Raw genomic sequence first — 25,741 nt, forward strand, 5'->3', positions numbered from 1 at the left:
GCGTCCCCGGCCGTGGCACGGCTACGGGCCCGCGTACGGGGTGCTCGGCTGGGCGTCCTCGGCGCCGGCGTGGGCGTCGGCGGGGGCCGCGGTCGTCGCCTGGCGGCCGGCCAGGCGGGCGGTGATGACCAGGGTGCCTTCCTCGATCTGGTAGTCGAGGGGCAGGTTCAGCGCCCGCATGGCCGCCACCATGCCGGTGTTGGACGACTGGGTCACCGCGTAGACGCTGTCGCAGCCGGCCTCCTCGGCCAGGGTCACCAGCCGGCCGAGGAGCTCGGAGCCGATGCCGCGCCGCTGCCAGTCGTCCTCCACCAGGAGGGCGACCTCCGTCTCGTCGCCGTCCCACAGCAGATGGCCGAGCGCGACGACCTTGCCCGAGGCCGTCTGCACGGCGAGGGTGCGGCCGTAGCGGGGGCTGAGGAGATGGTCGAGATAGCGGTCGGCGTCGCCGACGGGCCCGTGGTAGCGCAGGCCCAGGGTGCGGGAGGAGCAGCGGTCGTGCATGGCCCGCGCGGCGGCCAGGTCGCGCTGGTCGGCACGGCGGACGGTGATCTCGTTGCCCTCGGGCAGGGTGAACACGTCACGGCTGCGCGGGACGCGCGGGCCGAGCCGGGCGTCGAGCTCGACCAGGGCGCGGGCGCGGGCGAACTCGGTGGGCGTGAAGGGCAGATAGGGCCGCTCGATGACGATGGTGCCGCCGCCCGGGTCGCGCAGCCGCATCACCGTCTCCTCCAGGACGCCCTCCACCGGCGCGGGTTCACCGGTGGGGCGGCCGGTGAGGGAGACCGGCGGCACGGAGTGGATGGTGCACCGGCCGAGCAGCTGGCGCAGGGCGAGCGGCAGTTCGGCCGCGTCGAGCGCGGTACGGGTGGCGAGCCCGAGCACCCGGGTCGGGGTGTCGACGAGATCGTGGGCGTCGGCCCGCTCGGTCCAGGTGTCGGTGCCGCCGGCCGAGGCGACCGCGCGGGTCAGCGTGCTCGTCTGCAGCCCGGCGGGGGCGCGCAGCAGGAACTCGTCGACGGTGCCCTCGGCCAGCGGATGCGTCTGCAGGGTCAGGATGTCGACGCCGTGGCGGGCGAGCACCGTGCACAGCGCGGCCAGGCTGCCCGGGGTGTCCCGGACGGTGGTCCGCATCCGCCACAGAGTCGTCCCGGCGGTGTCCCCCACGGGGGTGGGGTCCGTGCCGGGAGCGACGGCCGGCGGCAGCGGGGCCTTCCCGCTGCCGCCGGGATCGTCGACGGGCGGCGCATGACTGTGCCTCCGGGCCCACCAGGTGTGGAAGGCGGCGGTGGCCACCAGGGCGATCGCCGAGAACACCAGGAGGTAGGGACCGTCGGGGCCCTTGGCGATGGTCTTGGCGATCGTGTCGGCCACCACCACGGCGGTGAACAGGGCCGCGAGCTCGATCAGGTCGTGCCGCCAGTGGTGGCGGCGAAGGGTGTTCCGCTTGGGCGTCATATCGGTCATGACCTCACTGTGACCCAGCGGTGTTGCGTGATCACGAACGCTTTGTGACTGACGGGTTAAGCGCCGATCTGGGGGTCTAGTGACCGATTTCGACCGCTTCTGACGGCGCTCGATCGGTGTCGTGTCCGAGTGCGGCCGACAGCCGCCGCGCCTGGACCACCAGCTGAGCGGAACCCGCCCGCGCCGCCGTCTCCGCCAGCCCCGGTATCTCCCCCGACCCGCCGCAGCGCTCCACGCACTCGGCGGCCACCGCCACCAGCTCCCCGGTCCCGCGCGGCGGCTGCTCCACCGTCAGCAGCGCCGGCAGCAGCCCCAGAAGCACCGCCCGGACCGTCGCGTACGCCCCGGTCGCGGCGGCCGTACGGGCCGCGTCCGCCAGCCGGTTCGGCTTCACCGTCCCCTCGACCACCAGCGGCGTGAGGCGCTCGGCGAGCAGCGCCGCATCCAGGTCGCCCCGGGACGCCAGGACCAGCAGCGCGTCCACGGCCGTCAGCCGGTCCTCCGCGTGCCGGCAGCCGAGCCCGACGGCGAGCGCCAGATGCACGGCCGGGCCGGCCGGACCGTCGGCCTCGGCGAGCGCCGTGAGCCCCCAGGCCGCGTCCCGCTGGTCCCACTCCGCCCCACCGACCAGCGACGGCAGCAGCCACGCGGCGAGCGTCTCCCGGTCGTCGGGCAGCACCGCCGGCCACAGCGGCTGAAGGCCCGACCAGTGATAGCCGCTGCACCCGCGCGTGATCTCGGTCGGCGCCCCGCCCAACCACTGGAACGCGGGCGGGAACTCCTCCTTGATCGCCCGGCGCTCCCGCACCGCGACCACCAGGCGATCCGCCAGCCACCACCGGCCCGACCGGTGATCGGTCCCGGTGCGGGCCGCGAACCGCAGCCCGGGCGAGAGCGACTCGTCCGCCGTCAGCCAGTCCGCGAGCCGCGCCCCTGCTCGCGTGCCGAGCGCCGCCGCCCGGGCCGCGGCCTCCGGCGCCGAGGGGTCGCCCTTCCGCACCCGCAGCAGCGCCTGCGCGAAATCGAGCGGCAGCGGCTCGACACCGGCGTCCTGGTACTCCCGCAGCCGCTCCACCAGCACCGACGGCTCGATCGCCCCCGTGTGACGCGTCGGTGTGGCGAGCAGGAACGGCACCGGACCCTCGGTCGCCACCAGCCACGCCGCCTCCCACACCCGGGCATCGATCGCCCGGGTCAGGGCCTTGTGCGCACAGGACGGCGCACCGGTCGGCCGCCGTCGGGCGAGGTCGAGCGCCGACGCCCGCACCACGCCCAGCAGCGCGGCGAGCACGGTGAAGATCCCGTCCGACCCCTGGGAGACATGGTCCCGGCCCTCCAGCCAGTACGCCCCCGGGAACGCCTCCCGCACCGCCGCCGCCAGCGCCTCCCGGTCCCGGTGCGCATGCCGTACGACACCGTCCAGGGCCCGCTCGAAGTCCTCGACGGACTCGTCAGGGTGCCGCGCCAGCGCGACCAGGTCCTCGACCAGCTCGGCGACCGTCGCCGGCGCCGGCGCCACTGGCCGGAGCTCCGGCACCGGCGGCAGCACCTCCTCGTACGGTCCGGCGTCGACGGCCACGGACGTGCCGAACACCTCCGCCGCGGCGACCCGGTGCACCGGGCTCAACAGCTGCGCCGCGCCCGCCAGTTCCTCCCGCACCCGCGCGTCCGGTACGTCGGACAGATGGCGGCCCACCAGCTTCAGGGCCCGCTCCTGGATCGCCGTGTCCTCGTGCCCGAACGCGTCCGTGACCACCGGCAGCAGCTCCTCCGCCGCCCCCGGATCACGCCGCAGCACCTTGCCGAGCAAGGGCAACTGGGCCCTCACCAGCTTCTTCTCCGGGCGGAACAGCACCGAACCGGACATCTCCGCCAGATCCCGCACCGGCAGCCCGCCGTCGAGCGCCAGCTCAGCCAGGACCTCCTGCGCGTGCGCGGCCACCGGCGACGGCGCGTCCGCCACCATGCCGAGCCAGTCCGGGATCCGCTTCCGCCGTTCCTCGTCCGTCGAGCCCACCAGCTGGAGCAGGGCCAGCGGGAAGCGCAGATCACGCGCCCGCCCACCGCGCAGCAGCCGGGCCACACAGCCGTCGACCAGCACGGCGCGGTCGATCACCCCCTCGTCGGCGAGCGTCTTCAGCGCGGTCGGCCAATGCGTCGGCGCCTCGGGACCGACCGACCAGGTGAGCCGGTCCGGTGTCTCCGTCAGCTCCAGGACGTACGGCACGAGCACCGGGGTCTGCGGATCGGAGCGCAGTCGCTCCACGAGCCGCCTGTCCGTCATCTCCCGTGTCCAGCCCCGGAGATACCCCTCCGTGGTCGGCACCGCGCAGCCCGAGCGGGCCACCAGCGTGTGCACCAGCCGGAATTCCTCCTCGGCGACCGCCGGACGCTCGGCGAGGCGCTGCGCCAGATCCCCGAGCCATGCCGTGTCCCGGTCCGCGAGCACCTCCAGCACGCCGTCGACCGTGTGCCGGCCCCAGCCGGCGAGCTCCCGGGAGCCGATCCACGCCGCCGCGGCCGCGGCACCCGTGTGACACCCGGCACCGGCCACCCGCAGCGCGCGCTGGGCCTCCCACTGCTCCTCCCAACGGCCGTCGGCCCCCCAGCCGCGCACCTCCTTGCGCAGCTCCTTCAGCCGCGGCAGCACCGCCTTGCGCCCCGCCGCGTCCAACCGCCGTACGACATCCGGCACCGCGGTGTGACGGCCCGCACGGACCGTCTCCAGCAGCTCCTCCACCAGCGTCGTCGTCCCCGTCATCGCACGCCCCCCGCCGTCTCCGCCATCTCCACCACGGCCCCGCGCCGTGCCATCCGCACCGCGAGCGCGTGCTTGCACGGGCCCCGCCGGCCCCGGTACTCCGCCCACCACGCACACGTGCAGCTCAGCCGCCCGTCCGCCGACTCCCGCACCTGGTAACGCCGTTCCGCCGAGGTCACCGAGGCGAGCTCCCCGTCCAGGACCACCGAACCCTCCGCGAGCAGCGCCCGGGCCGCGACCAGACGCGGATTGTGCCGCTCGGCGCGGTCCGCGTCGTACGGCAGCTCGCGGTGGAAGTAGGCGGCCTCCGCCACGTCGTACCCCACGCGCCCCGCCGTGCCCAGGCGGATCAGTGCCGCCCGCACCCGGTCCACGGACAGACCCGCCTGCCCGGCCAGGTCGGCGAGGTCGATCCGCGGCTCCCAGGCGAGCAGCACCGACACCAGCTCCGCGTCCTGCGCCGCCTCCTCCGTGGCCAGCGCCTCCAGGACGCCGCCCTCCCCGGAGAAACCGCGTGCCGGGTCGGGCGACAGGGTCAGAGTCAGCCGCATCCCGGGCAGCTCCACCTCCCAGGCGCTCGGCGCGGGCCCGCCGTCCGGCACCGGTCCGTACACCCGCAGCGCCGTCGCGTGCCGCAGCACCCGATCCAGGGCCACCAGCCGGTCCGGCCCCGCGAGGCACACCGCCCCCGGGACCGGCCGGGTGGTGGGCCGCAGTGTCCGGCCGGAGGGCACCACCCACATCGGGCCCCGGCCCCGCGCCTGGGTCCGCGGCAGCGAGCGCAGGAACCGGACCGCCTCCGCCCCCGACAGCTCCGCCCGCAGGTCGAAGCCGGCGGACGAGACCTGCGCCTCGGCGAAGCCGCGCAGCCAGCGGTCGGGCAGCGGCACCTTCTTCTCCACGACCGGACCGTCGAGCGTGGTCACCGCGAGCTCCTCGGGACCGACCCGCAGATGCAGCGGATCATCACCCGTCAGCCGGGACAGTGCCTCCCGCAGCGGGTTGTTGACGTCCACGTTGGTCGTCCCGTGCCCGGTCCGGGCACCGTCGAGCCCGGCGCTCAGCACGTCGAGACGCGCGTACACCCCGCCGCAGCCGGAGAAGGACTCGAAGCGCAGCCGGTCGCCGTTCCCCGTCACCACCGGGTCCAGCGAACCCGGCCGTATCCGCTGGTGGTAGCGGGCCGCGGCCACGTCGGCCACGGCCAGCAGCCCGCGCGCGGCGACCTGCGGCGAGGTGAGGAAGCCGGAGAAGAACCGGGGACGGGCCTCGGCGCCGCGCGGCGTGAGGCCGCCGGACGTCTCCAGGCCGAGCAGCCGGCCGGAGCCCGCGGGCTCCAGCGCGGAAGGGCGTGCGTAGGCGAGCGCCTGTACGGATCGCGTCATGGAAACGACCGTAGGACCCGGCACTGACAATCGCCCCCGCACGCCCTGCCGGCGCCCGCGCACCCCGCCCCTGACCAGGCGTCACGGGCCGACGGCGGCGGGCGTCACTGCCCGACGAGACCCGGCCGGAGGACCTTGGCGAACAGCACCGTGCCGCCCTCCGCCCGCAGCCGGACCGTCAGTTCCCCGCTGTCACCGTCGATGTCCACCTCGCCGAAGTACTGCGGGCTCTCCATCGGCGACAGATTGGCCCGCTCCGGCGCCCGCACGAAGACCCGCTCCGGGCCGAAGGTGCCGTCCAGCCGGTTCGCCGGGAAACCGCCCGCGGCCAGCGGCCCCGACACGAACTCCCAGAAGGGCGCGAAGTCCTGGAAGACGGCGCGCTCCGGCGCGTAGTGCTGAGCCGAGGTGTAGTGGACGTCGGCGGTGAGCCACACCGTGCCGGTGATCCGCCGGTGCTTGACGAAGCGCAGCAGCTCGGCGATCTGCAGCTCACGGCCCAGCGGCGCGCCCGGGTCGCCCTGCGCGATCGCCTCGAAGTCCGTGGACCCGTCGGGCACCACGAGGCCCAGCGGCATGTCCGCGGCGAGCACCTTCCACACCGCGCGCGACCGGGACAGCTCCCGCTTCAGCCACTCCAGCTGCTCGGCGCCCAGGATGCCGGTGGTGTCGTCGGCCCGCCGGCCCGGCGAGTTGGCGTTCCGGTACGAGCGCATGTCGAGCACGAAGACGTCGAGCAGCGGACCGTAGCGCACGACCCGGTGCATCCGGCCCTCGGTCCGCGTGCCGTCGCCGCGCGCGTGGAGCGTGGACACCGGGAAGTACTCGGCGAAGGCGCGCGAGGCGCGGGCCGCGAGGACGTCGACGTCCTTCTCGGTGTAGCGCGGGTCGTCGAGGATCTGGCCGGGATACCAGTTGTTGCGGACCTCGTGGTCGTCCCACTGGACGATCGACGGCACCTGGGCGTTGAACGCGCGCACGTTGTGGTCGAGCAGGTTGTAGCGGAAGTTGCCGCGGTACTCGTCCAGCGTCTCGGCGACCTTCGACTTCTCCGGGGTGGTGACGTTCCGCCAGATCCGGCCGTCCGGCAGGGTCACGCTGGGCTGGATCACACCGTCCGCGTAGATGGTGTCGCCGCTGCACAGGAAGAAGTCGGGGTCGAGCCGGCGCATCTCCTCGTACGCGCGGAAGCCGCCGATGTCCGGGTTGATGCCCCAGCCCTGCCCGGCGATGTCGCCGGACCACAGGAACCGTACGCCGTCCCGGCGCCTGGCCGGGGCCGTGCGGAACGTGCCGACGACCGGCTCGCCGGTACGGCGCGGGTCGTCGGGATCGGCGAGCGTGACCCGGTAGTGGATCTGCTCGCCGGGCGGCAGCCCGCGCAGCGCGGTGGTTCCGGTGAAGTCCGAACCGGGGCCCAGGAGCGGACCGTGATGGCGGCGGACCCGGCGGAACGACTCGCTCGACGAGGTCTCCACGATCATCCGGGCCGGCCGGTCCGAACGGACCCACACCAGACCCGAGTGCGCGGTGACGTCTCCGGTCTGCACGCCCCAGGCGGCCGTCGGCCGCCCCGAGCGCGCGAACGCCGGGCTCGCGAACACGCCCCCGCCGGCCGTCAGGGCGGCGGCGGACGCGGCGAGCGATCCGCGCAGGACGCTACGGCGGGCGGGAGACGGACCGGGGGTGGACGGGGACATCGAGGCGCCTCCAAGGCGTGGGCGGGGTCGGACCGCCTCATGCCTAGCGCCCGGGAAAGGCGGGGAGCCGAACCCGGAGTGAACAACGGCGCGCGCCGGACCACTTGCGCCCGGCGCGGACGTCTCCTACGCCCGGTCCATACGTCTCCGTCCGTACGTCTGCGGGCGGGCGGCCTCCGTCCGTACGCCTGCGGGCGGGCGCTACGCGGGCGCGCACGCCTCCCCCTCCGCCTACGCCTCCGCGAGGAGCCGCACCCCCAGTGCGATCTCCGTCGGCGTCAGGTGCGCGTAGCCGATGACCAGGCGTACCGCGCCGTCGGCCGGGCGGGCCGTGCCGTAGTCCTCCAGGGGGCGCAGGGCCACGCCCGCCGCCGCGGCCCGCTCCAGGAAGCGGGCCGTGGGTCCGTGCTCCGGCGGCACGCGCGCGATGATGTGCAGTCCGGCGGCGATGCCGCTCACCTCGGTGCCGGGGAAGTGCCGTTCCAGGGCCGTGACCAGGGCGTCCCGGCGCTCCCGGTAGGCGCGCTGGCAGCGGCGCAGCTGCCGGTCGTAGCCGCCGCCCGTCACGAAGCGGGCGAGCACCGCCTGGTCGAGGGCCGGATTGCCGAGGTCCATGGTGCGCTTGCGTTCCACGACCTCCCCGAGAAGGGCCTCGGGCACCAGCAGCCAGCCCAGGCGGAGCCCCGGCGCGAGGGACTTGCTGACCGAGCCGGCGTAGGCGACCCGCTCGGGGTCGAGCCCCTGCAGGGCGCCGACCGGAGCGCGGTCGTACCGGAAGTCGCCGTCGTAGTCGTCCTCCAGGACGAAGCCGTCCACCGACCGGGCCCAGTCGAGCAGTTCGGCCCGGCGTCGTGCCGCGTAGGAGATCCCCGACGGGAACTGGTGCGAGGGCGTCACCACCACCGCCCGCACCCCGGACGCCACCAGGGGACCCGGCACGAGGCCCTCCTCGTCGATGGGCAGCCACACCGTCTCCAGACCGGTCGCGGCGAACAGCCGGCCGTGCTCGGGGCTCCCGGGATCCTCGATCCCCACCGCGCCCAGTCCGCGCGAGCGGAGCGCGAAGCCGAGCAGAGTCGAGGCCTGAGCCACTCCCGAGCACACCACCAGGCGTTCGGGGTCGGCCACCACCCCGCGCCGGCGCGCGAGGAGTCCGGCGAGCGCCGCCCGGAGCTCCGGCAGGCCGCGGGGGTCCGGATAGCCGAGCTGGCGGTGCGGGAGCTCCGAGAGGACGGCGCGCTGGGCGGCTCCCCAGGCGGACCGCGGGAAGAGGGCCAGATCGGGCGTTCCCGGATGGAAGTCCACCCGAACACCGGGTGCGCGCGGCGCGAGATCCCGTACGCCGGGCGCCGCCGCGGCGCGCGTGGCCTCGCCGACCCAGGTGCCCGAGCCCCGGTCGCTGCGCAGATACCCCTCGGCCGTGAGCTGCTCGTACGCCTCGGTCACCAGGCCCCGCGAGACGCCCAGGTCGGCGGCGAGTTCACGGGTCGACGGCAGCCGGGTGCCGGGCGCGAGCCGCCCCGTCCGCACCGCGTCCCGCAGCGACTCCTGAAGCGACCGGCCGCGCTGCCGCGCCGGAGCCGACGCCGCGGGCAGCAGCAGCTCCCACGCCGGCTGCCCGCGCGTGTCCTCGGCGCGTGTGCCCCCGGTCCGTGTGCCCCCGGTCCGCGTGTCCCCGGTCCGTGTGCCCCCGGTCCGCGTGCCCCCGGTCCGGATGTCCTCGGTCTCCATGTCCTCGGTCCGCATGTCCGTGGTCCCCTCCCCGTGCCATCGGCATGAGCCTAGGCTCCCGCCGCAGGACGGGCCTGCGTGGAGTGGTCCCCGAAGACGGCACACAAGTGGACCTCAAAAGAAGGCCGCCCGGTTTCTAGCGTCGGGGGCATGAACGCGAACTCCCTGCGCGGCGCGCTCCTCGTGACCGTCGCCTACGCCCTCGTCGGTGCCTCCTTCACCGCCAACAGCCTGCTCGGCGACTACCCGTACGCGGGCGGGCAGGCCCTGCGCTACGGCGCCGCCTGTCTGCTCCTGCTGCCCCTGATCGGCCGGGCCGGGCTCGGTCGGCTCCGCGCCCTGACCGCCCGGCAATGGCTGCGGCTCGCCGTGCTCGCCGCCGTCGGCATGGTCGGGTTCAACCTCGCCGTCCTCGCCGCCGAGCGCACCGCGGAACCCGCCGTCCCCGGCGTCCTGGTCGGCTGCGCACCCGTCGTGGTCGCCGTTCTGGTGCCGCTGGCGGAGGGGCGCAGGCCCACTCGACCGGTGCTGTACGGGGCGTTGCTGGTCGCCGCGGGCGCCTTCACCGTGCAGGGGTGGGGCCGCACCGACCTGGCCGGTCTCGGCTGGTCGGTGGCGGCCCTGGCGGGCGAGGTCGGTTTCACCGTCCTCGCGGTGCCGGTGCTGCGCCCGCTGGGCCCGAAGCTGCTCACCGCGGTGGTGTGCGGCATCGCGGCCGTCGAGTCGGCGGTGGCGGGGCTGATCGTGGACGGCACGGCCGCCCTGCGGACGCCGACCGCGGTGGAGGCCGGCGCCCTGGTGTGGCAGGCGGCCCTCGCGACCGTCGTGGGATTCGTCCTCTTCTACATGGGCGCCCAGCGGATCGGCATGGAGCGGGCCACCCTGTTCACCGGAGCGATCCCGGTGGCCGCCGCGCTGACCGCCGTCGCCGTCGGGCACGGCTCCTTCGGCCTGCCGCAGGCCGTCGGCGGCCTGCTGGTGGGGGCCGGGGCGGCCCTGGGCACGGGCCTGTTCGGCCCGAGGACCGTGGCCGACGGTCGCCGCGCCCAGGCCGCTCGCCGCGCTCCGGTTGGTCTCAGCGTTCAGACCGGCCCTGGATCAGCCGGCACCGACAGTGCTGCCGGCGTCGGCGTCGGCGCCGACACCCGTGCCCTTGCCGACACCGCCGACACCGCCGACACCGTCGGCACTTCGGACGCTGCCGTCCAGAATCACCCGGGCCACGAGCGCGGGATCGTCGTTCATGGGGACATGACCGCAGCCGGGCAGGCGGACCAGCCGGGCGCCCGGCAGGGTGTGCTTGGCGCGCACGCCCTGACGGCGCAGCAGCAGCCGGTCCCGGCTGCCCCAGGCCACGGTCACGGGCACGGCGGGGACGTCGTCGGTGAACAGTACGTTCCGGCCGGCGGCCAGGGTCTGGTGGAAGCCGGTCGCCCCGCGCAGGGCGAGCGTCTCGGCGACCGCCGCCTCGGGTGAACGGCGGCCGGGACGGGCGTAGATGGTGCTGGTCAGCGCGGTGCGGCCGGCCGCGCTGCGTGACAGTCGCTCGATCATCGGCACCGGCATCGCGAGCGCCGCGCCCCGCATCGCGCGCAGCGTCGTGAACGCGTACCGCCGTTCGCCCTCCGACCAGAAGCCGGCGGGCGAGAGGGCGGTGACCGAGCGCACCAGCCTCTCGCGGCCGAGCTCCAGGGCGAGCAGCCCGCCGAGCGAGTTGCCCGCCACGTGCGGCCGTTCGAAGCCGAGGGCGGCGCAGAAGGCGCCCAGGACCGGCACCACCGTCCCCAGGTCGTAGGCCAGCGGCTCCGGCAGCGCCGGGGAGGTGCCGAAGCCGGGCAGGTCGACCGCGACGACGTCCCGCTCGGTGGCGAGGACGTCGAGCACCGGCTCCCAGGCCTGCCAGTGATGGCCTATCCCGTGGAGCAGCAGCAGCGGTTCGCCCGCACCCCGCCGCTCGTACGTCAGGGTGACCGTGCGGGGCCCGGCCGGGGACTCCACGGCGAACGAGATCTGTGCGGACATGGCTGCTCCTGTCGTCTTGAGACACCCTGTCAGCAAGAATTACCGGTGAGTAGAGTCGAGTTCAAGACGTACGGTCGCAACTGGACACGGACCGCCGTGTCGGATGGGATGGGGGAGTGCCGCCCGAGACGCTGACCCCGATGCCGACCGATCCGACCGACGTGTTCGAAGAACACCGCCCCCTGCTCACCGGCGTCGCCTACCGCATGCTCGGACGCGTCGCCGACGCCGAGGACGTGGTGCAGGAAGCCTGGTTGCGCTGGTCCGCGGACGACCGCGGCGACGTCCGGGAACCCCGCGCCTTCCTCGTACGGATCACCACCCGGCTCGCCATCGACCGGCTGCGCCAGGCCCAGTCCCGCCGCGAGTCGTACGTGGGCCCCTGGCTGCCCGAGCCGATCGTCACCGACTTCGGGCCCGCCGTGCCCGACACGGCCGAGCGCGCGGTGCTCGCAGACTCCGTCTCGCTCGCCCTCCTCGTCGTCCTCGAATCCCTCTCGCCGCTGGAGCGCGCGGTGTTCGTGCTGCGCGAGGCCTTCGGCTTCCCGTTCGCCGAGATCGCGGCCACGCTCGACCGCAGCGAGGCCGCCGTCCGGCAGCTCGCCGGCCGCGCCCGCAAGCACGTCGACGAGGGCCGCCCGCGCTACGACGTCGACCCCGTCCAACGCCGAGACCTCACCGACCGGTTCCTCGCCGCCGCGTCGAGCGGGGACATGGAGGGCCTGCTCGCCCTGCTCGCGCCCGACGTGCGGCTGGTCGGCGACAGCGGCGGCAAGGCCAAGGCCCCGCTGCGGATCCTGGAGAACGCCGAGAAGATCGGCCGCTTCATGGTCGCCGTCTCCGACGGTGCCGAGCACGCCTACGAGGTCCGCCACCAGGAGATCAACGGCGCTCCTGCGCTGCTCGTGCTGGCCGGCGGCAGGGTCGACTCGGTTCTCCAGATCGACATCCGCGAGGGACGGATCGCCTGCGTCTACATCGTGCGCAACCCCGACAAGCTGCTGAGCCTCGGACTCGCCTGACCTCCCTCCGTATCGCCTGACCCTCCGTCTCGCCTGACCACCCTCGACCGACGCCGTCGCCCCGTCTCCGTCCCGGAGGCGGGGCTTCGTGCTGCCGGCGGTTCACCGCTCGGCGCCTCGCGGCCGGACCGCGAACGTCGTGTGAACGATCCAGGGCAGAGGGTCACATTCGGGGGCCCTGGACGCAGGATTGGTCTTGACCAAGGGTGCGTCCAGCCTTATGGTCGCAGAGTTAGTGCAGGAACCTTTAATAAACAAGGGCGCGGAAACGCCGCGGGACACGGCGAATGTGCGGAGGATCAGGGTGGGGACCACGCAGCTCGACACAGTGCCGGAGCCGAAGTACTGGCACCTCAAGACCGTGATCGGCGAAGCCCTCGACTCGGACTTCGCGGTCGGTGAGATCCTGCCCAACGAGCGTGAGCTGGCCGCCCGTTTCGGCGTCGCCCGTGCCACCCTCCGGCAGGCCCTGGAGCAGCTGGAGCTGGAAGGCCGCCTGCAGCGCCGCCGCGGCGTCGGCACCACCGTCGCCCCGCCCCGTGTCGGCGTCGACGTCTCCACCACCCAGCACTCCTGGCCCGGCGTGGGCGAGGACACCTGGCAGTCCGTCGACTCCGCCGACGACACGGCACCCGCCGCCGTCGCCCGCCTCCTCGACATCGACCCCACCGAGCACGTGCACATCGTGCGCCGGCTCCGCGTCACCGAGGGACAGCCCGTCGCGGCCGAACTGCTCTACGTGCCCGCGGACTCGGTGCCCGGCCTCGACGAGCCCGACGCCTCCGACGGACCGGCCCGCGCCCGGGCCGTCCTGCGGGAACTGCGGCGACTCGCCCTCGACGGCCAGGACCGCTCGGTCGAACTGGGCTCCGCCCGCGCCGACGACGCCAAGGAGCTGGACCGCCTGCCCGGCGCCCCGGTCCTCGTCGTCACCACGCGCTACCTCTCCGAGGGCCGCACCGCCGCCGTCTCGGTGGCCACCTACCGCGCCGACACCTGCCGGCTCACCTTCGGCGACTCCGGCGACCTGGCGATGGCCTCCTGACCCGCGGGAGTTCCCGTACGTACGGCTGACGACGACGGCCACGGCCCCGGGCACACGCCCGGGGCCGTCGTCATCGGCGCCCGGCGCCGTTCGGTCGCGTGCACAGGCCCGGTCGTCGTGCCACCGGCCGCCGCGCCCCGGAGACGCGGCCACGTCTCTCGGATACGCGGGCGCGTCTCGTAGTCGGATACGCGGCCACGTCCCGTACGTCGTCGACTCCGCCCGCGTCGGCGTGCTCGGGCACGCGGCCGTGAGCCGTGAGCCGTGAGGCGGGCCCCGGCCGTCGTCGTCCCGAACCGCCCCGCGCCTCAGCGGCGGGCCGTCACCGTGCCGTCCACGGCGAACAGCTGCTCCTCCACGTGCTCGAGTGCCAGCCGCAGCGCGCCCGTGCCCACCGCCGCCTCGCCCAGCATCGACAGCACCACCCGCGGCGGCCGCAGACAGAACCGGGCCAGCTCGTCGCGCAGCGGCTGCAGCACGCCGTCCAGTCCGGCCGCCCAGCCGCCGATCACGACCAGCTCCGGGTCGAGCGCCAGCACCAGCGCCCCCACGTCGTGCACCAGGCGCTGGATGAACCGCTCCACGGCCGCCCGGGCCCCCTCGTCACCGCCCTTGGCCAGGGCGAAGACCTCCGCCACCGCCTGCTCGTCCAGCGGGTGCAGCGGCTCGTCCGTCGTCGAGAGCAGATGCTCCGGGGTGACGCCCCGGCCGAGCAGGTGCAGCGCGCCGATCTCGCCGGCCGCGCCGCCGTAGCCGCGGTGCAGCCGCCCGCCGATCAGCGAACCGGCGCCCGGGCTCAGGCCGGCGAGCACGAACACGATGTCGTCGGAATCGGTCGCCGCGCCCTTCCAGTGCTCCGCGACCGCGGCCGCGTTGGCGTCGTTCTCCACGATCACCGGGCAGCGGAACGACCGCCGCAGCCGTTCGCCGAGCGCCAGACCCGTCCAGCCGGGCAGCGCCGTGCCCAGCCGGACCGTTCCGTCCGCCTCCACGATGCCCGGGGTGCCGACGCCGACCGCCCGCAGGTTCGCCCGCGGCACGCCGGTCCTGCGCAGCACGTCGGCCACCACGGTCCGAACCCGGTCGAGACGCTCGTCCGCCGGGGCGGTTTCCGCGACCTCGCGCGAACCGGCTCCGATGATCCGCCCGTCCAGGCCGGAGATCAGCGCGGCGACCCGGTGCGGCCCGATCTCGACCCCCAGCAGGTGCCCCGCCTCGGCACGGAAGCGGAACCTCCGGGCCGGCCGGCCCTGTCGCCGGGTCTCGCCCTCCTCGGGCGCCGCCTCGACGACGAGACCGCCCTCGATGAGACCCTCGGTCACCCCCTCGACCGTCGGCCGGGAAAGGCCGGTGATCCGGGTCAGATCCGTGAGTGTGAGCGCGTCGGAGCTCCGCAGCGCATGGAGTACCACCGCGGAGTTGATCCGCCGCAGCAGCGATGGATCCCCGCCGGTCAGCCGCCCCACCCTGTGTCCTCCCAGCTCGTGGCCTCTTTGGCCGGATGTTACTCAATGGACCGGTGGGCGGCGAGCGCCGCCCGGCGGCCGCGTGACCCCGCCGCGCGGTCCGGTGGCCGACCGGAGAGCTGACGGGGCACCAACTGTCAGTGCTGCCCGCTTTACTGGGACGCATGACCTTGGCACGGCACGTCGCCACTCTCGACCTGCTGCGCGGACGCCCGTTCCGCGACAGCGGGCACCACCTGGCCGAATTAGCCGCCGCCGACCCCTCCGAGGAGCAGACGGAGGCGGAGCGGACGGCCCTCGCCCAGCTGCTCGCGGCCCGGTGGGGCCCACCGGACCGTCTCGGCCTCGGCACGCTGTCGCTGCGCGCCGGACGGGGCGAGCACATACCCGCCCCCTGGGACCTGCTCGGCGAGGCCGTCCCCGATGTCGAGCTGTGGCGCGCGGACGGCCGGTGGATAGCCCTCGGAGTCGTCCGTGCGGCGGAGGACGCCTACCGGATCCTCCTCTGCGTCACCGCCGTCGATCCGCCCTGAGGCCTTTCGTATCGTAGGGGCCGTCGATGCTGGTCATAGGTGCGGGGGTCGGGTGCGGGTCGAGGATCACACGGGGTGGGACCGGGAGTTCCCGGTGAAGTACCTCCTGGTCCAGGAGGACGAGGACGGGGTGGAGCGGCTCTGGGGGAGGTGTGCGGGCGTCGAGGGGCTGTTCGTCGAGCCGGTTCCGCTGCCGCGCGAGGTCCTCATCCTGCGCGGCTGCCGTCCCGAAGGTCCGCTGAGGGACGCCCTCGCCGAGCCCGGCCTGCTGCCCCGTGGCCTGGGCGACGTGTCCGTCGAGGTCCTGGACGGTGACGACTCCGTGCAGTGGTGGACCCTCGTCGACGCGGTGGTCGTGGCGCACCGGCCCCACCCCGACGACCCGGCGCGCCACGACATCGTGCTCGGTGCCGGCGTCAGGAACGACGACACCTGGCTCGCACGGCTGGAGGCGCCGCGGTTCGACCTCTTCGCGGGGACGACGGTGGCGGCGGCCCCCATGGGTCGCTGCACGGATGTCGAGGGCCTGTTCGGGCCACGGGCCGATCCGGCCCCCGTGCCGCTGGAACTGATCGGCTGCGAGGCCGTGGAGCCGCTGCTCGAGGGGACCCAGCGACCGCGCCGCTGGGCTCGGGGCTGGGCCGATCTGCTGGTCCTGGACCGTCACGGTGCGGTGATGGCCTCCCGACCCGTGGGTCTGGACGTCTCGGGAGCGCGGCCGTCCGTCCTCGGTGACGGGCTCGAGGACGTCACCCTCACCGACGGCGGTGACGACCGGCCGTCGCCGGCGGTCCGCCCGGTATGGGAGAAGTGGTACGAGGGCGCGCCGACGGAGCCCCACACCTGGGCGCCGTACGACGCGCGGGGCAGGGCCGAGTGGCTGGAGCTCACGACCCGGGGATGGAGGGCGCCCCTGTCCGGTCCGGACCGGTCCGGCGGTGAGCATCACCTCGACGGCAGGTTCGTGACGGACGTCCCCGGGCTGCACTGCGCGATCGCCGAGGCGCTGCTCGGGCCGGGCCGCTACTTCGGCCGGGAGTGGAACGCCTTCAAGGACTGTCTGGGCGGGGGCTTCGGGGTGGCGCCGCCCTTCACCCTGGTCTGGCACGACGCCGATGTCGCCCGCCGGGCGCTCGCGGAGGTCGTGGAGGACCCGGAAGGGCGGCTCACCTACTTCGAGGAGATCGTGCGACTCCTCGAACGGCGGGGCGTCACGGTCGTCCTCCGGTGAACCGCCGCCCCTCGGAGCCCTCGGAGCCCTCGGTACCCGGAGCAACGAGGGCGACGCGACCTCCCGGCCTAGGCGAGCCGTCGGTCCGGCAGGCCCGCCGCCTCGCGCAGACGGGCGAACTCCTCCGCCATGGTCTGTGCCGTCCAGTGCGCGTTCAGACCGCTCGGGTTGGGCAGGGCCCAGAGGCGGGTGGTGCCGTGCGGGCCCTCGATCGTGCGCTCCTGCGGGCCCACGGCGGCCTTCTTGTCGCCGAAGGCCGTGCGGTACGCGGTGACGCCGACGACCGCGAGCCAGCGCGGGGCGAGTCGCCGCACCTTCTCCGTGAGGATCCGCCCGCCCTCCCGGTACTCCTCGGCGGTGAGTTCGTCGGCCCGCGCGGTCGCCCTGGCCACCACATTGGTGATGCCGAGGCCGTACGCGAGGAGTTCGGACTGCTCGGCCGGGGCGAGCTGCCGGGGGGTGAGACCGGACAGATGCAGCACCGGCCAGAAGCGGTTGCCGGGACGGGCGAAGTGGTGGCCGGTCGCCGCCGTCATCAGACCCGGGTTGATCCCGCACAGGAGGACCGAAAGGCCGCCCGTGACCACATCGGGGACGAGGCGGTCGCGGGCGGCCTGGAGCTCCTCGGGGGAGAACCGGGTGGTTCCGGTCAGAGGATCGATCCGGGGGTGTAGCCGGCGGCCTCCGGGTGCTGCTTGACGATCTCCTCGATACGGGAGACGACGGCGGCGACCTGGTCGGCGGCGGCACCGGTGAAGGACAGCTTGTCGGCCATCAGCGCGTCCAGCTGCTCGCGGTCCAGGGGGATCCGCTCGTCGGCGGCCAGCTTGTCGAGGAGCTCGTTGCGCTCGGCGCCCTGCTCGCGCATGGCGAGCGCCGAGGCCACCGCGTTCTCCTTGATGGCCTCGTGCGCGAGCTCGCGGCCCACGCCGGCGCGGACCGCGCCCATGAGGACCTTGGTGGTCGCCAGGAACGGCAGGTAGCGGTCCAGCTCGCGGGCCACGACGGCCGGGAAGGCGCCGAACTCGTCGAGCACGGTCAGGAAGGTCTCCAGCAGACCGTCCAGGGCGAAGAACGCGTCGGGCAGGGCCACCCGGCGGACCACCGAGCAGGAGACGTCGCCCTCGTTCCACTGGTCGCCCGCGAGCTCGCCGGTCATCGACGCGTAACCGCGCAGGATGACCATCAGGCCGTTGACGCGCTCGCAGGAGCGGGTGTTCATCTTGTGCGGCATCGCCGAGGAGCCGACCTGGCCGGGCTTGAAGCCCTCGGTGACCAGCTCGTGGCCCGCCATCAGGCGGATCGTCTTGGCGATCGACGACGGGGCGGCGGCCAGCTGCACCAGGGTGGTGACCACGTCGTAGTCCAGCGAGCGCGGGTAGACCTGGCCGACCGAGGTGAAGGCGTGCGCGAAGCCCAGGTGCCCGGCGATCCGCTGCTCGAGGTCGGCCAGCTTCGAGGCGTCACCGCCGAGCAGGTCGAGCATGTCCTGGGCGGTGCCGACCGGGCCCTTGATGCCGCGCAGCGGGTAGCGCCCGAGGAGGTCCTCAAGGCGCGTGTAGGCGACGAGCAGCTCGTCGGCCGCCGTCGCGAAGCGCTTGCCGAGGGTGGTGGCCTGGGCGGCGACGTTGTGCGAGCGGCCGGCCATGACCAGCTCCGCGTACTCGCCGGAGAGCTTGCCGAGGCGGGCGAGGACGGCGACCGTGCGGTCCCGCATGAGCTCCAGGGACAGCCGGATCTGGAGCTGCTCGACGTTCTCGGTGAGGTCGCGCGAGGTCATGCCCTTGTGGACGTGCTCGTGACCGGCGAGGGCGTTGAACTCCTCGATGCGGGCCTTCACATCGTGCCGGGTGACCTTCTCGCGCTCCGCGATGGAGCCGAGGTCGACCTGGTCGAGCACCCGCTCGTAGTCGGCGAGGGCGGTGTCCGGCACCTCGATCCCGAGGTCCTTCTGCGCACGCAGCACGGCCAGCCAGAGCTGCCGCTCCAGCTTCACCTTCTGCTCGGGGGACCAGAGGACGGCGAGCTCCGCGGAGGCGTAGCGGCCGGCCAGGACGTTGGGGATGCGGGGCTTCGCAGTCGCAGCAGTCACGTGTCCAGATTCTACTGGCGATTTCTGCAGGCCAGCGCCAGGGTCCGGGCTGGAGCTTGCTACGAGACGCGCGTCACCGCACCTCCTGCGCGAGCGGCTCGTAGGGCAGCAGCTCCGGGCGCTTGGGGGCGCGGCCGTCGCCCGAGGAGCGGCCGGTGAGGCGGCGGCCGATCCAGGGGACCAGGTGCTGTCGGGCGAAGCGGGCGTCGGCGACCCTGCGGGTGGCCCAGCCCGGGGGCAGCACCGCCGGCAGCGGGGCGCGCCAGTCCTCCTCGGCCGGCAGGCCCAGGCTCTGCCAGACCGCCTCGGCCACCCGCCGGTGCCCCTCCGTGGTGAGGTGCAGCCGGTCCACGTCCCACAGGCGAGGGTCGCCGAGCGCCGGGGCGCCGTACAGGTCGACCACCAGGGCGCCGTGCCGGGCGGCGAGCTCGTCCACGTACGCGAAGAGCTCCTCCATGCGCGGCCGGAAGCGCTCCATGACGGGGCCGTTGCGGCCGGGGCTGCGCATGAGGACCAGCTGCCCGCAGGAGGGGGCGAGCCGCTCGACGGCCTCGCCGAGCAGGGCCTTCACCCGTCCCATGTCGCACTTGGGCCGCAGGGTGTCGTTGAGCCCGCCGACCAGGGTCACCACGTCGGCCTCCATCGCCGCCGCCGCGTCCACCTGTTCCTCGACGATCTGGCCGATGAGCTTGCCGCGCACGGCCAGGTTCGCGTACCGGAAGCCGGGCGTGCGGGCGGCCAGCCGGCCGGCGAGGACATCGGCCCAGCCCCGGTAAGAACCGTCCGGGTTCAGGTCCGACATACCCTCGGTGAAGCTGTCGCCCACGGCGACGAGACTGGTGTAGGTGGCATTGATCTCCATGGCCCAGCGATCATACCGCCCGGTATGGGGCGCTCGCCGACGGAGACCGGGGAGGGAAACCCATGAGCGACGCGTTGCTGAACACGCTGGCCGAGGCACTGGCCGATCTGGTGACCTCGGTCGAGACGGCGGACGACGAGGTCCTGGATCCGGACTCCGCGGTGAAGTGGCTGGAGAGCACCGCGCACGTCCTGGGCCGGCTCCCGGCGGCCGACCGCCGCACGCTCGACGGGCTCTTCCGCGACGCCGCCCTGCGCGAGCCGCCCGGCCCCCGGCGCGACGAGCTCCTCACGGTCTCCCGGGGCTTCGGGCTGACCGAGGACGACCATGTCGTCAACTGCGACCTGGTCGAGTCGTACGTCCAGCGCTTCGTCGCCCTCGTCCGCGACGCGGACCTTGCCACCCCCGTCCCCACCTGCCCCGGCTGGACCCTCGCCGACCTGGTGAAGCACCACGCGACCACCCACCGCTGGATCGAGTACCTCGTCCGCACCCGGGCCACCGAGCGCGTCCCGTCCACGGACGGGCCGCTCGACCCGCCCGAGGACCCCGCCGCGTACCCCGACTGGCTCGCGGCGAGCGCCGAGGTGAGCCTGCGCACCCTGCGCGCCGCCGACCCCGACGCGCCGATGTGGTGCCACGGCGCCGATCCGCACGCGCGGTTCTTCCCGCGCCGACTGCTCTTCGAGGCGGTCGTCCACCTCGCCGACGCCGAGCTCGCCCTCGGCCGCGAGCCTGGACCGATCGACCCGGGCACGGCCGCCGACGGCATCGACGAGTTCCTGGAGAACGTGCCGTACTTCGCCTGGGTCGCCGAGCCCGTCGCCCGGCTGGGCCGGGACGGCGCGAGCCTGCGGCTGACCGCGACCGACACCGGTGCCGTCTGGACGATCACCCTCGGCGGGGGCGGCTTCACCTGGCGGCGCCGGGCGGAGGGCGAGGCGACCACGACCGTCGAGGGCACCGTCGCCGACCTGCTGCTGCTCGTCCACGGGCGCCGTGCGACCGACGACCCGCGCTTCACGCGCACGGGCGACCGCACGCTCCTCGACGCCTGGCGGACCGCGACGGCGCTCTGACCCGCCGCGTGACCGCGCCGGCGCCGCGACGACCGCCGGGTCCCGCGGCGGCGCCCGGACACGGCGCAGGGCCCGGGCGCCTACCGCGTCCCGGGCCCTCACCTCCGTACGGACCGACCGGCGGCTACGGCGCCGAAGGGCGTCCCACCAGTTCGCGCAGCACGTCCTCCATCGTCACCAGACCGGCCAGCTTGCCGTCCTCGTCGAGGACCGCCGCCAGGTGGGTCCGGCTGCGCCGCATCGCCGTCAGGACGTCGTCCATCGGCGTCGCCGCCCGCACCCGGGCGATCGGCCGCATCGCCGACACCGGGAACGGCAGGTGGCGCGGGGTGACGTCCAGGGCGTCCTTCACATGGAGGTAGCCCAGGATCCGGCGGCCCGAGTCGACCACCGGGAAGCGGGAGAACCCGGAGCGGGCCGCCAGCGCCTCCAACTCCTCCGGAGTCGTGTCCATGCCGGCGTACATGACCTTCTCCACCGGCATCACGACATCCCGCACCGGGCGCCGGCCCAGCTCCAGGGCGTCGTGCAGCCGCTCGGCCGCCCGGTCGTCGAGCAGACCGGCGTCACCCGCGTCGGTGACCATCCGGGCCAGCTCGTCGTCCGAGAAGGTCGCCGCGACCTCGCCCTTCGCCTCCACCCGCAGCAGCTTCAGGATGCCGTTGGCGAACGCGTTGACCGCGAAGATCACCGGGCGCAGCGCCCGGGCCAGCGCCACCAGCGGCGGGCCGAGGAGCAGCGCCGTGCGGGTCGGCTCGGCCAGGGCGATGTTCTTCGGCACCATCTCGCCGAGCAGCATGTGCAGATAGGTGGCGACCGTCAGGGCGATCACGAACGAGATCGGGTGCACCAGACCGTGCGGCACGCCGATGGCGTCGAAGACCGGCTCCAGCAGGTGCGCGATGGCCGGCTCGGCCACGATGCCGAGGACCAGGGTGCACAGCGTGATGCCGAGCTGGGCGGCGGCGAGCAGCGCCGAGACGTGCTCCAGACCCCACATGACGCTGCGCGCCCGGCGGTCGCCGGACTCGGCGAGCGGCTCGATCTGGCTGCGGCGCACGGAGATCAGGGCGAACTCGGCACCGACGAAGAAGGCGTTGACGACCAGGGTCGCCAGGCCGATCAGCAACTGGATCGCGGTCATCGGCCGGCCTCCTCGTCCGCGGCACCGTCGTGGGGGAGCGGCGCGTGCATCAGCACGCGGGCCGCCCGCCGCCCGGAGGCGTCCACCACGTCGAGGCGCCAGCCGGCCAGGTCCACGCTGTCCCCGACGGCCGGGATCCGGCCGAGCTCGGTGGCGAGCACGCCCGCCAGGGTCTCGTACGGTCCCTCCGGCACCCTCAGGCCGACGGTCTCCAGCTGGTCGGTGCGGGCCGCGCCGTCCGCGGACCACAGGGTGCGGCCGTCGGCGTCCTCGCCGGCCCGTGCCAGGTCCGGGGTCTCGTGCGGGTCGTGCTCGTCGCGCACCTCGCCGACGACCTCCTCGACGATGTCCTCCAGGGTCGCGACGCCCGCCGTGCCGCCGTACTCGTCGATGACGACGGCCATGGTCTGCCTGCCGGAGAGCCGGTCCAGCAGCTTGTCCACCGTCAGGCTCTCGGGAACCAGCAGCGGCTCGCGCAGCATGTCGCCGATCCCGCGCAGGCGCCGCTCGTCGGCAGGTATCGCCAGCACGTCCTTGATGTGCGCGATGCCGACGACCGAGTCGAGGCTGCCGCGGTAGACGGGGAAGCGGCTCAGGCCGGTCGCGCGGGTCGCGTTGGCGACGTCCTCGGCGGTGGCCTGCACATCGAGGGCGGTGACCTGGACCCGCGGGGTCATCACGTTCTCCGCGGTCAGCTCCGCCAGGTTGAGGGTGCGGACGAACAGCTCGGCGGTGTCCGCCGGAAGCGCGCCCTCCTTGGCGGAGTGCCGGGCCAGGGCGACCAGCTCCTGCGGGGAGCGGGCGGAGGCCAGCTCCTCGGTGGGCTCCATGCCGAGCCGGCGCAGGATGCGGTTGGCGGTGTTGTTGAGATGGCTGATCAGCGGTTTGAACGCGGCGGTGAAGATCCGCTGCGGGGTGCCGACCACCTTGGCCATCGCCAGCGGCGAGGAGATCGCCCAGTTCTTGGGGACCAGCTCGCCGACGACCATCAGGACCACGGTCGACAGGGCGGTGCCGATCACCAGGGCCACGGAGGAGGCGACGGTGGAGGACAGGCCGAGGTCCTGGAGCGGGCCGCGGATCAGCTTGGCGATCGACGGCTCGGAGAGCATGCCGACGATCAGGTTGGTCACGGTGATGCCGAGCTGGGCGCCGGAGAGCTGGAAGGTGAGCGTCTTGCGCGCCTTGAGGGCGCCGGCCGCACCGCGCTCGCCGCGCTCCGCCGCCTTCTCCAGCTCGGAGCGCTCGACGGTGGTCAGCGAGAACTCGGCCGCGACGAACGCGCCGCAGGCGAGCGAGAGCAGCAGGGCCACCAGAAGCAGCAGTACCTCGGTCATCGGTTCACCTCCGTCCCTCGACGTGTCCCATGATCAGTCAGGGGAGGGAGGACCGCGCGATGTCGGCTTCGGGAGGGGCTACTGGGAGGCTCGCCCATGGGCGGACGCTCACACCTTTCGATGGTTCCGGAATACGATCGGATGATCACTTCTGCCCATCCATAGTAAAGGACGGGCAAAGGCCCGAAACGATCACGAGCCCGCCGGAGTGGCGAGCGGCTTCACCCAGCGCGTCCACTGCTCCTCCGGCCCGTACTCCGCCGCCCGCCACGCGGCCCGCCCCCGCTCGTTGCGGTCGAGCACCATCGCGTCCGCGCGCCGCCCGCCGAGCCGTACGAAACGTTCCTCCGCCGCGGCGAGCAGCGCCCCGCCGATGCCGCGCCGCCGGTGCTCCGGGTGGACGGCGAGCCGGTAGAGATGGCAGCGCCACCCGTCGAACCCGGCGATCACCGTGCCCACCAGCTCGCCCGACCGCTCGGCGAGCAGCAGCGCCTCCGGGTCGCGCTCGACGAGCCGCGCCACCCCGGCGCGGTCGTCGCTGATGCTCGTGCCCTCGGCCGCCGTCTTCCAGAAGGCGAGCACGGCGTCGATGTCGGCCGCCCCCGCGGCCCGTATCCGAAGATCGTCCATGGTCGCCATCCCACCACCGGCGGAACCGGCCCGTCGACCCCGTCCCACACCGCGGGACCGGCCTCGGAGCCGCGCGGGGGCACTCACACCCCGCGCTCCTGCCCGCGCAGCTCCGCGATCACCGGACCGAACGCCTCCATCGCGTCGTCGAGCACCGTCAGATACGAGAAGCCGAGCCGCTCGCGCAGCGCGACCAGCCGGTCGGCGATGCCCCGGACCGTCCCCACCGCCAGGATCGGCAGATCGAGCACCTGCTCCTCGGTGAGATACGGCACCAGCGGAAGGAAGTCCGCCACGGCGGCGGCCCGGTCCTCGGTCACCAGCACCCGCTGCAGCAGCAGATTGAGCTCCGCCGGCCGCTCCCGCCCCGCCTCCGCCTCGAAACCGCGATAGGCCGCGACCCGCCCGGCCAGCTCCTCGGCGGTCAGCACCGTCCCCGAGTCACCGGCGAACCGCCCGCCGCTGAACGCCGTCACCTGCGCGTGCCGGGCCGCGAGCCGCAGCACCCGGTCCCCGTTGCCGCCGATCAGCAGCGGCGTGCGCGGAGTGTCCTCGTCACCCTTCAGGGCTCCGGCCAACTCCTCGACCGTACGGGCCAGGTGGTCCACCCGCTCGCCCGGCGGCAGGAACGGGATCCCCGCCTCCTCGTGCTCGGCCCGCACATATCCCGTACCCAGACCGAGCTCCAGCCGGCCCCCGGTCAGCGCGGCCGTCGTCGCCACCTCGCGGGCCAGCAAGGCCGGGTTCCAGAAACCGGCGTTGAGCACGAAGGTGCCCACCCGGACCCGCGTCGTGGCCTCGGCCGCCGCCACCAGCGCGGGGAACGGCGCGGGCATCCCCAGGTGATCGGGCACCAGGACCAGGTCGTAGCCGAGCTCCTCGGCCCGGCGGCAGCGCGCCCGCCACTCGTCAGCGGTGACCGGCGGCCTGAGCATGTTGACGGCGAACCGGAACGGCGACACCACGACGAACCCCCTTCGTTGACCGGCCTCTCAGCCTGACACGAAACAGAATTCGTTGCCCTCGGGATCGCACATCACCTGGAACGCACCGTACTCGTCCGCCACGATCCCGCCCGACCGGCGCGCCCCCAGCGACTGCGCCTCGTCCGCGGCGGCCGACGGATCGCCGGCCGCCAGGTCCAGATGGACCCGGTTCTTCACCGCCTTGCCCTCCGGCACCTTCTGGAACGCGACCCTCACGAACCCCGGCGGGTCGACATACGACCAGTCGGGGCTCCGGTCGACCGGATCCCCGCCGAGGAGCGCCGCCCAGAACCGCGCGAGCGCGGCCGGGTCGGCGCAGTCGAAAACGATCTCCTCCACACGAGCACGCATACCGTCAGCGTACGGAGTCGGGGGCCCGTCGTCGCGTCGGACGGCCGCCTGTCGGAGCGTCAGCCCCTCGCTGTCCCGTCAGACGCCTCCTGCCGGAGCGTCAGGCCCTCACCGGGGGTGCCTCTCGGAGCGTCACGCCCCTCCGGGTCACCGTGTCCCGGAGGGTCACGCCCCCACGGCCGCCGTGAACTCCGCCGCGTCCCAGCCGCCCCCCAGCGCCGGTGCCAGCCAGCTCGGCGCCGCCGCCCGGAACGCCTCGGCGTCCAGCGCGCCGGCGCCCTCGGGCACCGCGCCGAGCAGCGGCGCGCCCGCCGCCTCCGGCAGGTCCTCCAGGTTGCAGCGCATCGCCAGATCAGGGGCGGCCGGCCAACTGCCCACCACCACGCCCAACTGCTCGATGCCGCGCGCCCGCAGCGCCTCCGCGGTCAGCGTGGTCGTGTTCAGCGTGCCGAGCCCGGCCGGCACCACCACGAGCACCGGCGCGCCGAGCAGCCGGGCCGCGTCCGCGAGCGTCCCGCCCTCCTCGTCGAACCGTACGAGCAGCCCGCCGGCACCCTCCACGAGCACCAGGTCGTGCTCGGCGGCCAGCTTCCGCGCCGCCTCCGCGACCTCCACGGGGCCGACCGGCGCGAGCCCGGCCCGCCGGGCGGCGGTCCCCGGCGCCAACGGCTCGGGGAACCGGGCCAGTTCCGCACCGGTCACGGCGCCCGACAGCCGTACCACCTCGTCCGCGTCGCCCGCCTCATCGGGCCCGACGCCCGTCTGCGCCGGCTTCAGGACGGCGACGGAACGGCCGGCGGCGGTGGCGACGGCGGCGAGTGCGGCGGTGACCACCGTCTTGCCGATCTCGGTGCCGGTGCCGCTGACGACGATGACGGTCATGCTGATGTGCCTTTC

General features: G+C 74.2%; 21 protein-coding genes and 1 pseudogene. 6 read left to right on the forward strand and 16 right to left on the reverse strand.

Features of this window, described 5'->3' with window-relative positions; translation table 11 throughout:
• Window positions 1–21 precede the first annotated feature (21 nt).
• The 5 genes from ACFY7C_RS15875 to ACFY7C_RS15895 all read right to left on the reverse strand — a co-directional run bounded on the left by ACFY7C_RS15875 (window position 22) and on the right by ACFY7C_RS15895 (window position 9,059).
• Complete coding sequence (locus ACFY7C_RS15875; protein WP_389652673.1) at window positions 22–1,458, reverse strand: GNAT family N-acetyltransferase; 1,437 nt, start codon at window positions 1,456–1,458, stop codon at window positions 22–24.
• An 85-nt stretch (window positions 1,459–1,543) separates the two neighbouring features.
• Entirely contained in the window at window positions 1,544–4,228 is a 2,685-nt protein-coding gene (locus ACFY7C_RS15880) for a DUF6493 family protein (protein WP_389649828.1), read from the reverse strand.
• The gene (locus ACFY7C_RS15885; protein ID WP_389649831.1) at window positions 4,225–5,613 is read right to left on the reverse strand and encodes an SWIM zinc finger domain-containing protein; all 1,389 of its coding nucleotides are present in this window, start codon (window positions 5,611–5,613) and stop codon (window positions 4,225–4,227) included. Before ACFY7C_RS15885 ends, ACFY7C_RS15880 begins: the two co-directional genes overlap by 4 nt.
• Before the next feature lie 104 nt (window positions 5,614–5,717).
• Entirely contained in the window at window positions 5,718–7,313 is a 1,596-nt protein-coding gene (locus tag ACFY7C_RS15890) for an alkaline phosphatase D family protein (RefSeq protein WP_389649834.1), read from the reverse strand.
• Window positions 7,314–7,544: 231 nt separating this feature from the next.
• Window positions 7,545–9,059, reverse strand: coding sequence for a PLP-dependent aminotransferase family protein (locus tag ACFY7C_RS15895; RefSeq protein ID WP_389649837.1), 1,515 nt, complete (start codon window positions 9,057–9,059; stop codon window positions 7,545–7,547).
• Window positions 9,060–9,194: 135 nt separating this feature from the next.
• Between ACFY7C_RS15895 and ACFY7C_RS15900 the strand changes: the two are divergent.
• A pseudogene (locus tag ACFY7C_RS15900) lies at window positions 9,195–10,109 on the forward strand (DMT family transporter); the annotation flags it as partial.
• Window positions 10,110–10,142: 33 nt separating this feature from the next.
• Here the strand turns inward: ACFY7C_RS15900 and ACFY7C_RS15905 are convergent.
• On the reverse strand, window positions 10,143–11,066 hold the full coding sequence (locus ACFY7C_RS15905; protein WP_389649840.1) for an alpha/beta fold hydrolase: 924 nt from the start codon (window positions 11,064–11,066) through the stop codon (window positions 10,143–10,145).
• A gap of 140 nt (window positions 11,067–11,206) precedes the next feature.
• On the opposite strand from ACFY7C_RS15905, the gene sigJ reads away from it, so the two are divergent.
• Both sigJ and ACFY7C_RS15915 read left to right on the forward strand, forming a co-directional pair.
• Window positions 11,207–12,088, forward strand: coding sequence for an RNA polymerase sigma factor SigJ (gene sigJ, locus ACFY7C_RS15910; protein WP_389649843.1), 882 nt, complete (start codon window positions 11,207–11,209; stop codon window positions 12,086–12,088).
• 304 nt (window positions 12,089–12,392) lie between these two features.
• On the forward strand, window positions 12,393–13,133 hold the full coding sequence (locus ACFY7C_RS15915) for a GntR family transcriptional regulator (protein WP_389649846.1): 741 nt from the start codon (window positions 12,393–12,395) through the stop codon (window positions 13,131–13,133).
• A gap of 308 nt (window positions 13,134–13,441) precedes the next feature.
• Here ACFY7C_RS15915 and ACFY7C_RS15920 read toward each other — a convergent pair whose 3' ends face one another.
• Entirely contained in the window at window positions 13,442–14,599 is a 1,158-nt protein-coding gene (locus ACFY7C_RS15920) for an ROK family transcriptional regulator (RefSeq protein ID WP_389649849.1), read from the reverse strand.
• A 164-nt stretch (window positions 14,600–14,763) separates the two neighbouring features.
• Between ACFY7C_RS15920 and ACFY7C_RS15925 the strand changes: the two genes are divergently transcribed.
• Both ACFY7C_RS15925 and ACFY7C_RS15930 read left to right on the forward strand, forming a co-directional pair.
• Window positions 14,764–15,132 (forward strand): hypothetical protein, encoded by a 369-nt coding sequence (locus tag ACFY7C_RS15925; protein WP_389649852.1) that lies wholly within the window; start codon window positions 14,764–14,766, stop codon window positions 15,130–15,132.
• A gap of 94 nt (window positions 15,133–15,226) precedes the next feature.
• The gene (locus tag ACFY7C_RS15930) at window positions 15,227–16,363 is read left to right on the forward strand and encodes a barstar family protein (RefSeq protein WP_389649855.1); all 1,137 of its coding nucleotides are present in this window, start codon (window positions 15,227–15,229) and stop codon (window positions 16,361–16,363) included.
• Between the two features lie 68 nt (window positions 16,364–16,431).
• Here ACFY7C_RS15930 and mug read toward each other — a convergent pair whose 3' ends face one another.
• The 3 genes from mug to ACFY7C_RS15945 all read right to left on the reverse strand — a co-directional run bounded on the left by mug (window position 16,432) and on the right by ACFY7C_RS15945 (window position 19,317).
• Entirely contained in the window at window positions 16,432–17,016 is a 585-nt protein-coding gene (mug, locus tag ACFY7C_RS15935) for a G/U mismatch-specific DNA glycosylase (protein ID WP_389652676.1), read from the reverse strand.
• Complete coding sequence (gene purB, locus ACFY7C_RS15940; RefSeq protein ID WP_389649858.1) at window positions 17,013–18,455, reverse strand: adenylosuccinate lyase; 1,443 nt, start codon at window positions 18,453–18,455, stop codon at window positions 17,013–17,015. Before purB ends, mug begins: the two co-directional genes overlap by 4 nt.
• Before the next feature lie 73 nt (window positions 18,456–18,528).
• Window positions 18,529–19,317, reverse strand: a complete 789-nt coding sequence (locus ACFY7C_RS15945) for an SGNH/GDSL hydrolase family protein (RefSeq protein ID WP_389649861.1) — start codon at window positions 19,315–19,317, stop codon at window positions 18,529–18,531.
• A 62-nt stretch (window positions 19,318–19,379) separates the two neighbouring features.
• On the opposite strand from ACFY7C_RS15945, the gene ACFY7C_RS15950 reads away from it, so the two are divergent.
• Window positions 19,380–20,396, forward strand: a complete 1,017-nt coding sequence (locus ACFY7C_RS15950; RefSeq protein ID WP_389649864.1) for a maleylpyruvate isomerase family mycothiol-dependent enzyme — start codon at window positions 19,380–19,382, stop codon at window positions 20,394–20,396.
• Between the two features lie 124 nt (window positions 20,397–20,520).
• On the opposite strand, the gene ACFY7C_RS15955 is transcribed toward ACFY7C_RS15950, so the two are convergent.
• From ACFY7C_RS15955 to bioD, 6 genes are all read right to left on the reverse strand, one after another.
• Window positions 20,521–21,540, reverse strand: a complete 1,020-nt coding sequence (locus ACFY7C_RS15955) for a hemolysin family protein (protein WP_389649867.1) — start codon at window positions 21,538–21,540, stop codon at window positions 20,521–20,523.
• A complete protein-coding gene (locus ACFY7C_RS15960; RefSeq protein ID WP_389649870.1) occupies window positions 21,537–22,877 on the reverse strand; it encodes a hemolysin family protein in 1,341 nt (446 codons plus the stop codon). Before ACFY7C_RS15960 ends, ACFY7C_RS15955 begins: the two co-directional genes overlap by 4 nt.
• A gap of 192 nt (window positions 22,878–23,069) precedes the next feature.
• On the reverse strand, window positions 23,070–23,507 hold the full coding sequence (locus tag ACFY7C_RS15965) for a GNAT family N-acetyltransferase (protein WP_389649873.1): 438 nt from the start codon (window positions 23,505–23,507) through the stop codon (window positions 23,070–23,072).
• 83 nt (window positions 23,508–23,590) lie between these two features.
• On the reverse strand, window positions 23,591–24,472 hold the full coding sequence (locus tag ACFY7C_RS15970) for a TIGR03621 family F420-dependent LLM class oxidoreductase (RefSeq protein ID WP_389649876.1): 882 nt from the start codon (window positions 24,470–24,472) through the stop codon (window positions 23,591–23,593).
• A gap of 27 nt (window positions 24,473–24,499) precedes the next feature.
• Window positions 24,500–24,844 carry a VOC family protein gene (locus ACFY7C_RS15975; protein ID WP_389649879.1) on the reverse strand — a complete coding sequence of 115 codons (345 nt, stop codon included), beginning with the start codon at window positions 24,842–24,844 and terminating at the stop codon, window positions 24,500–24,502.
• 165 nt (window positions 24,845–25,009) lie between these two features.
• A complete protein-coding gene (gene bioD, locus ACFY7C_RS15980) occupies window positions 25,010–25,726 on the reverse strand; it encodes a dethiobiotin synthase (protein WP_389649882.1) in 717 nt (238 codons plus the stop codon).
• Window positions 25,727–25,741: the final 15 nt, after the last annotated feature.

Origin of the sequence: Streptomyces sp. NPDC012769, assembly GCF_042901205.1 — a bacterium.
GTDB lineage: Bacteria > Actinomycetota > Actinomycetes > Streptomycetales > Streptomycetaceae > Streptomyces.

Bases quoted from the DNA above. Each gene is read 5' to 3' on its own strand.
- ACFY7C_RS15875 (WP_389652673.1), bottom strand. From the start codon at position 1,458: ATGACGCCCAAGCGGAACACCCTTCGCCGCCACCACTGGCGGCACGAC.
- ACFY7C_RS15880 (WP_389649828.1), bottom strand. From the start codon at position 4,228: ATGACGGGGACGACGACGCTGGTGGAGGAGCTGCTGGAGACGGTCCGT.
- ACFY7C_RS15885 (WP_389649831.1), bottom strand. From the start codon at position 5,613: ATGACGCGATCCGTACAGGCGCTCGCCTACGCACGCCCTTCCGCGCTG.
- ACFY7C_RS15890 (WP_389649834.1), bottom strand. From the start codon at position 7,313: ATGTCCCCGTCCACCCCCGGTCCGTCTCCCGCCCGCCGTAGCGTCCTG.
- ACFY7C_RS15895 (WP_389649837.1), bottom strand. From the start codon at position 9,059: ATGCGGACCGAGGACATGGAGACCGAGGACATCCGGACCGGGGGCACG.
- ACFY7C_RS15905 (WP_389649840.1), bottom strand. From the start codon at position 11,066: ATGTCCGCACAGATCTCGTTCGCCGTGGAGTCCCCGGCCGGGCCCCGC.
- sigJ (WP_389649843.1), top strand. From the start codon at position 11,207: ATGCCGACCGATCCGACCGACGTGTTCGAAGAACACCGCCCCCTGCTC.
- ACFY7C_RS15925 (WP_389649852.1), top strand. From the start codon at position 14,764: ATGACCTTGGCACGGCACGTCGCCACTCTCGACCTGCTGCGCGGACGC.
- ACFY7C_RS15945 (WP_389649861.1), bottom strand. From the start codon at position 19,317: ATGGAGATCAATGCCACCTACACCAGTCTCGTCGCCGTGGGCGACAGC.
- ACFY7C_RS15950 (WP_389649864.1), top strand. From the start codon at position 19,380: ATGAGCGACGCGTTGCTGAACACGCTGGCCGAGGCACTGGCCGATCTG.
- ACFY7C_RS15955 (WP_389649867.1), bottom strand. From the start codon at position 21,540: ATGACCGCGATCCAGTTGCTGATCGGCCTGGCGACCCTGGTCGTCAAC.
- ACFY7C_RS15960 (WP_389649870.1), bottom strand. From the start codon at position 22,877: ATGACCGAGGTACTGCTGCTTCTGGTGGCCCTGCTGCTCTCGCTCGCC.
- ACFY7C_RS15965 (WP_389649873.1), bottom strand. From the start codon at position 23,507: ATGGACGATCTTCGGATACGGGCCGCGGGGGCGGCCGACATCGACGCC.
- ACFY7C_RS15975 (WP_389649879.1), bottom strand. From the start codon at position 24,844: ATGCGTGCTCGTGTGGAGGAGATCGTTTTCGACTGCGCCGACCCGGCC.
- bioD (WP_389649882.1), bottom strand. From the start codon at position 25,726: ATGACCGTCATCGTCGTCAGCGGCACCGGCACCGAGATCGGCAAGACG.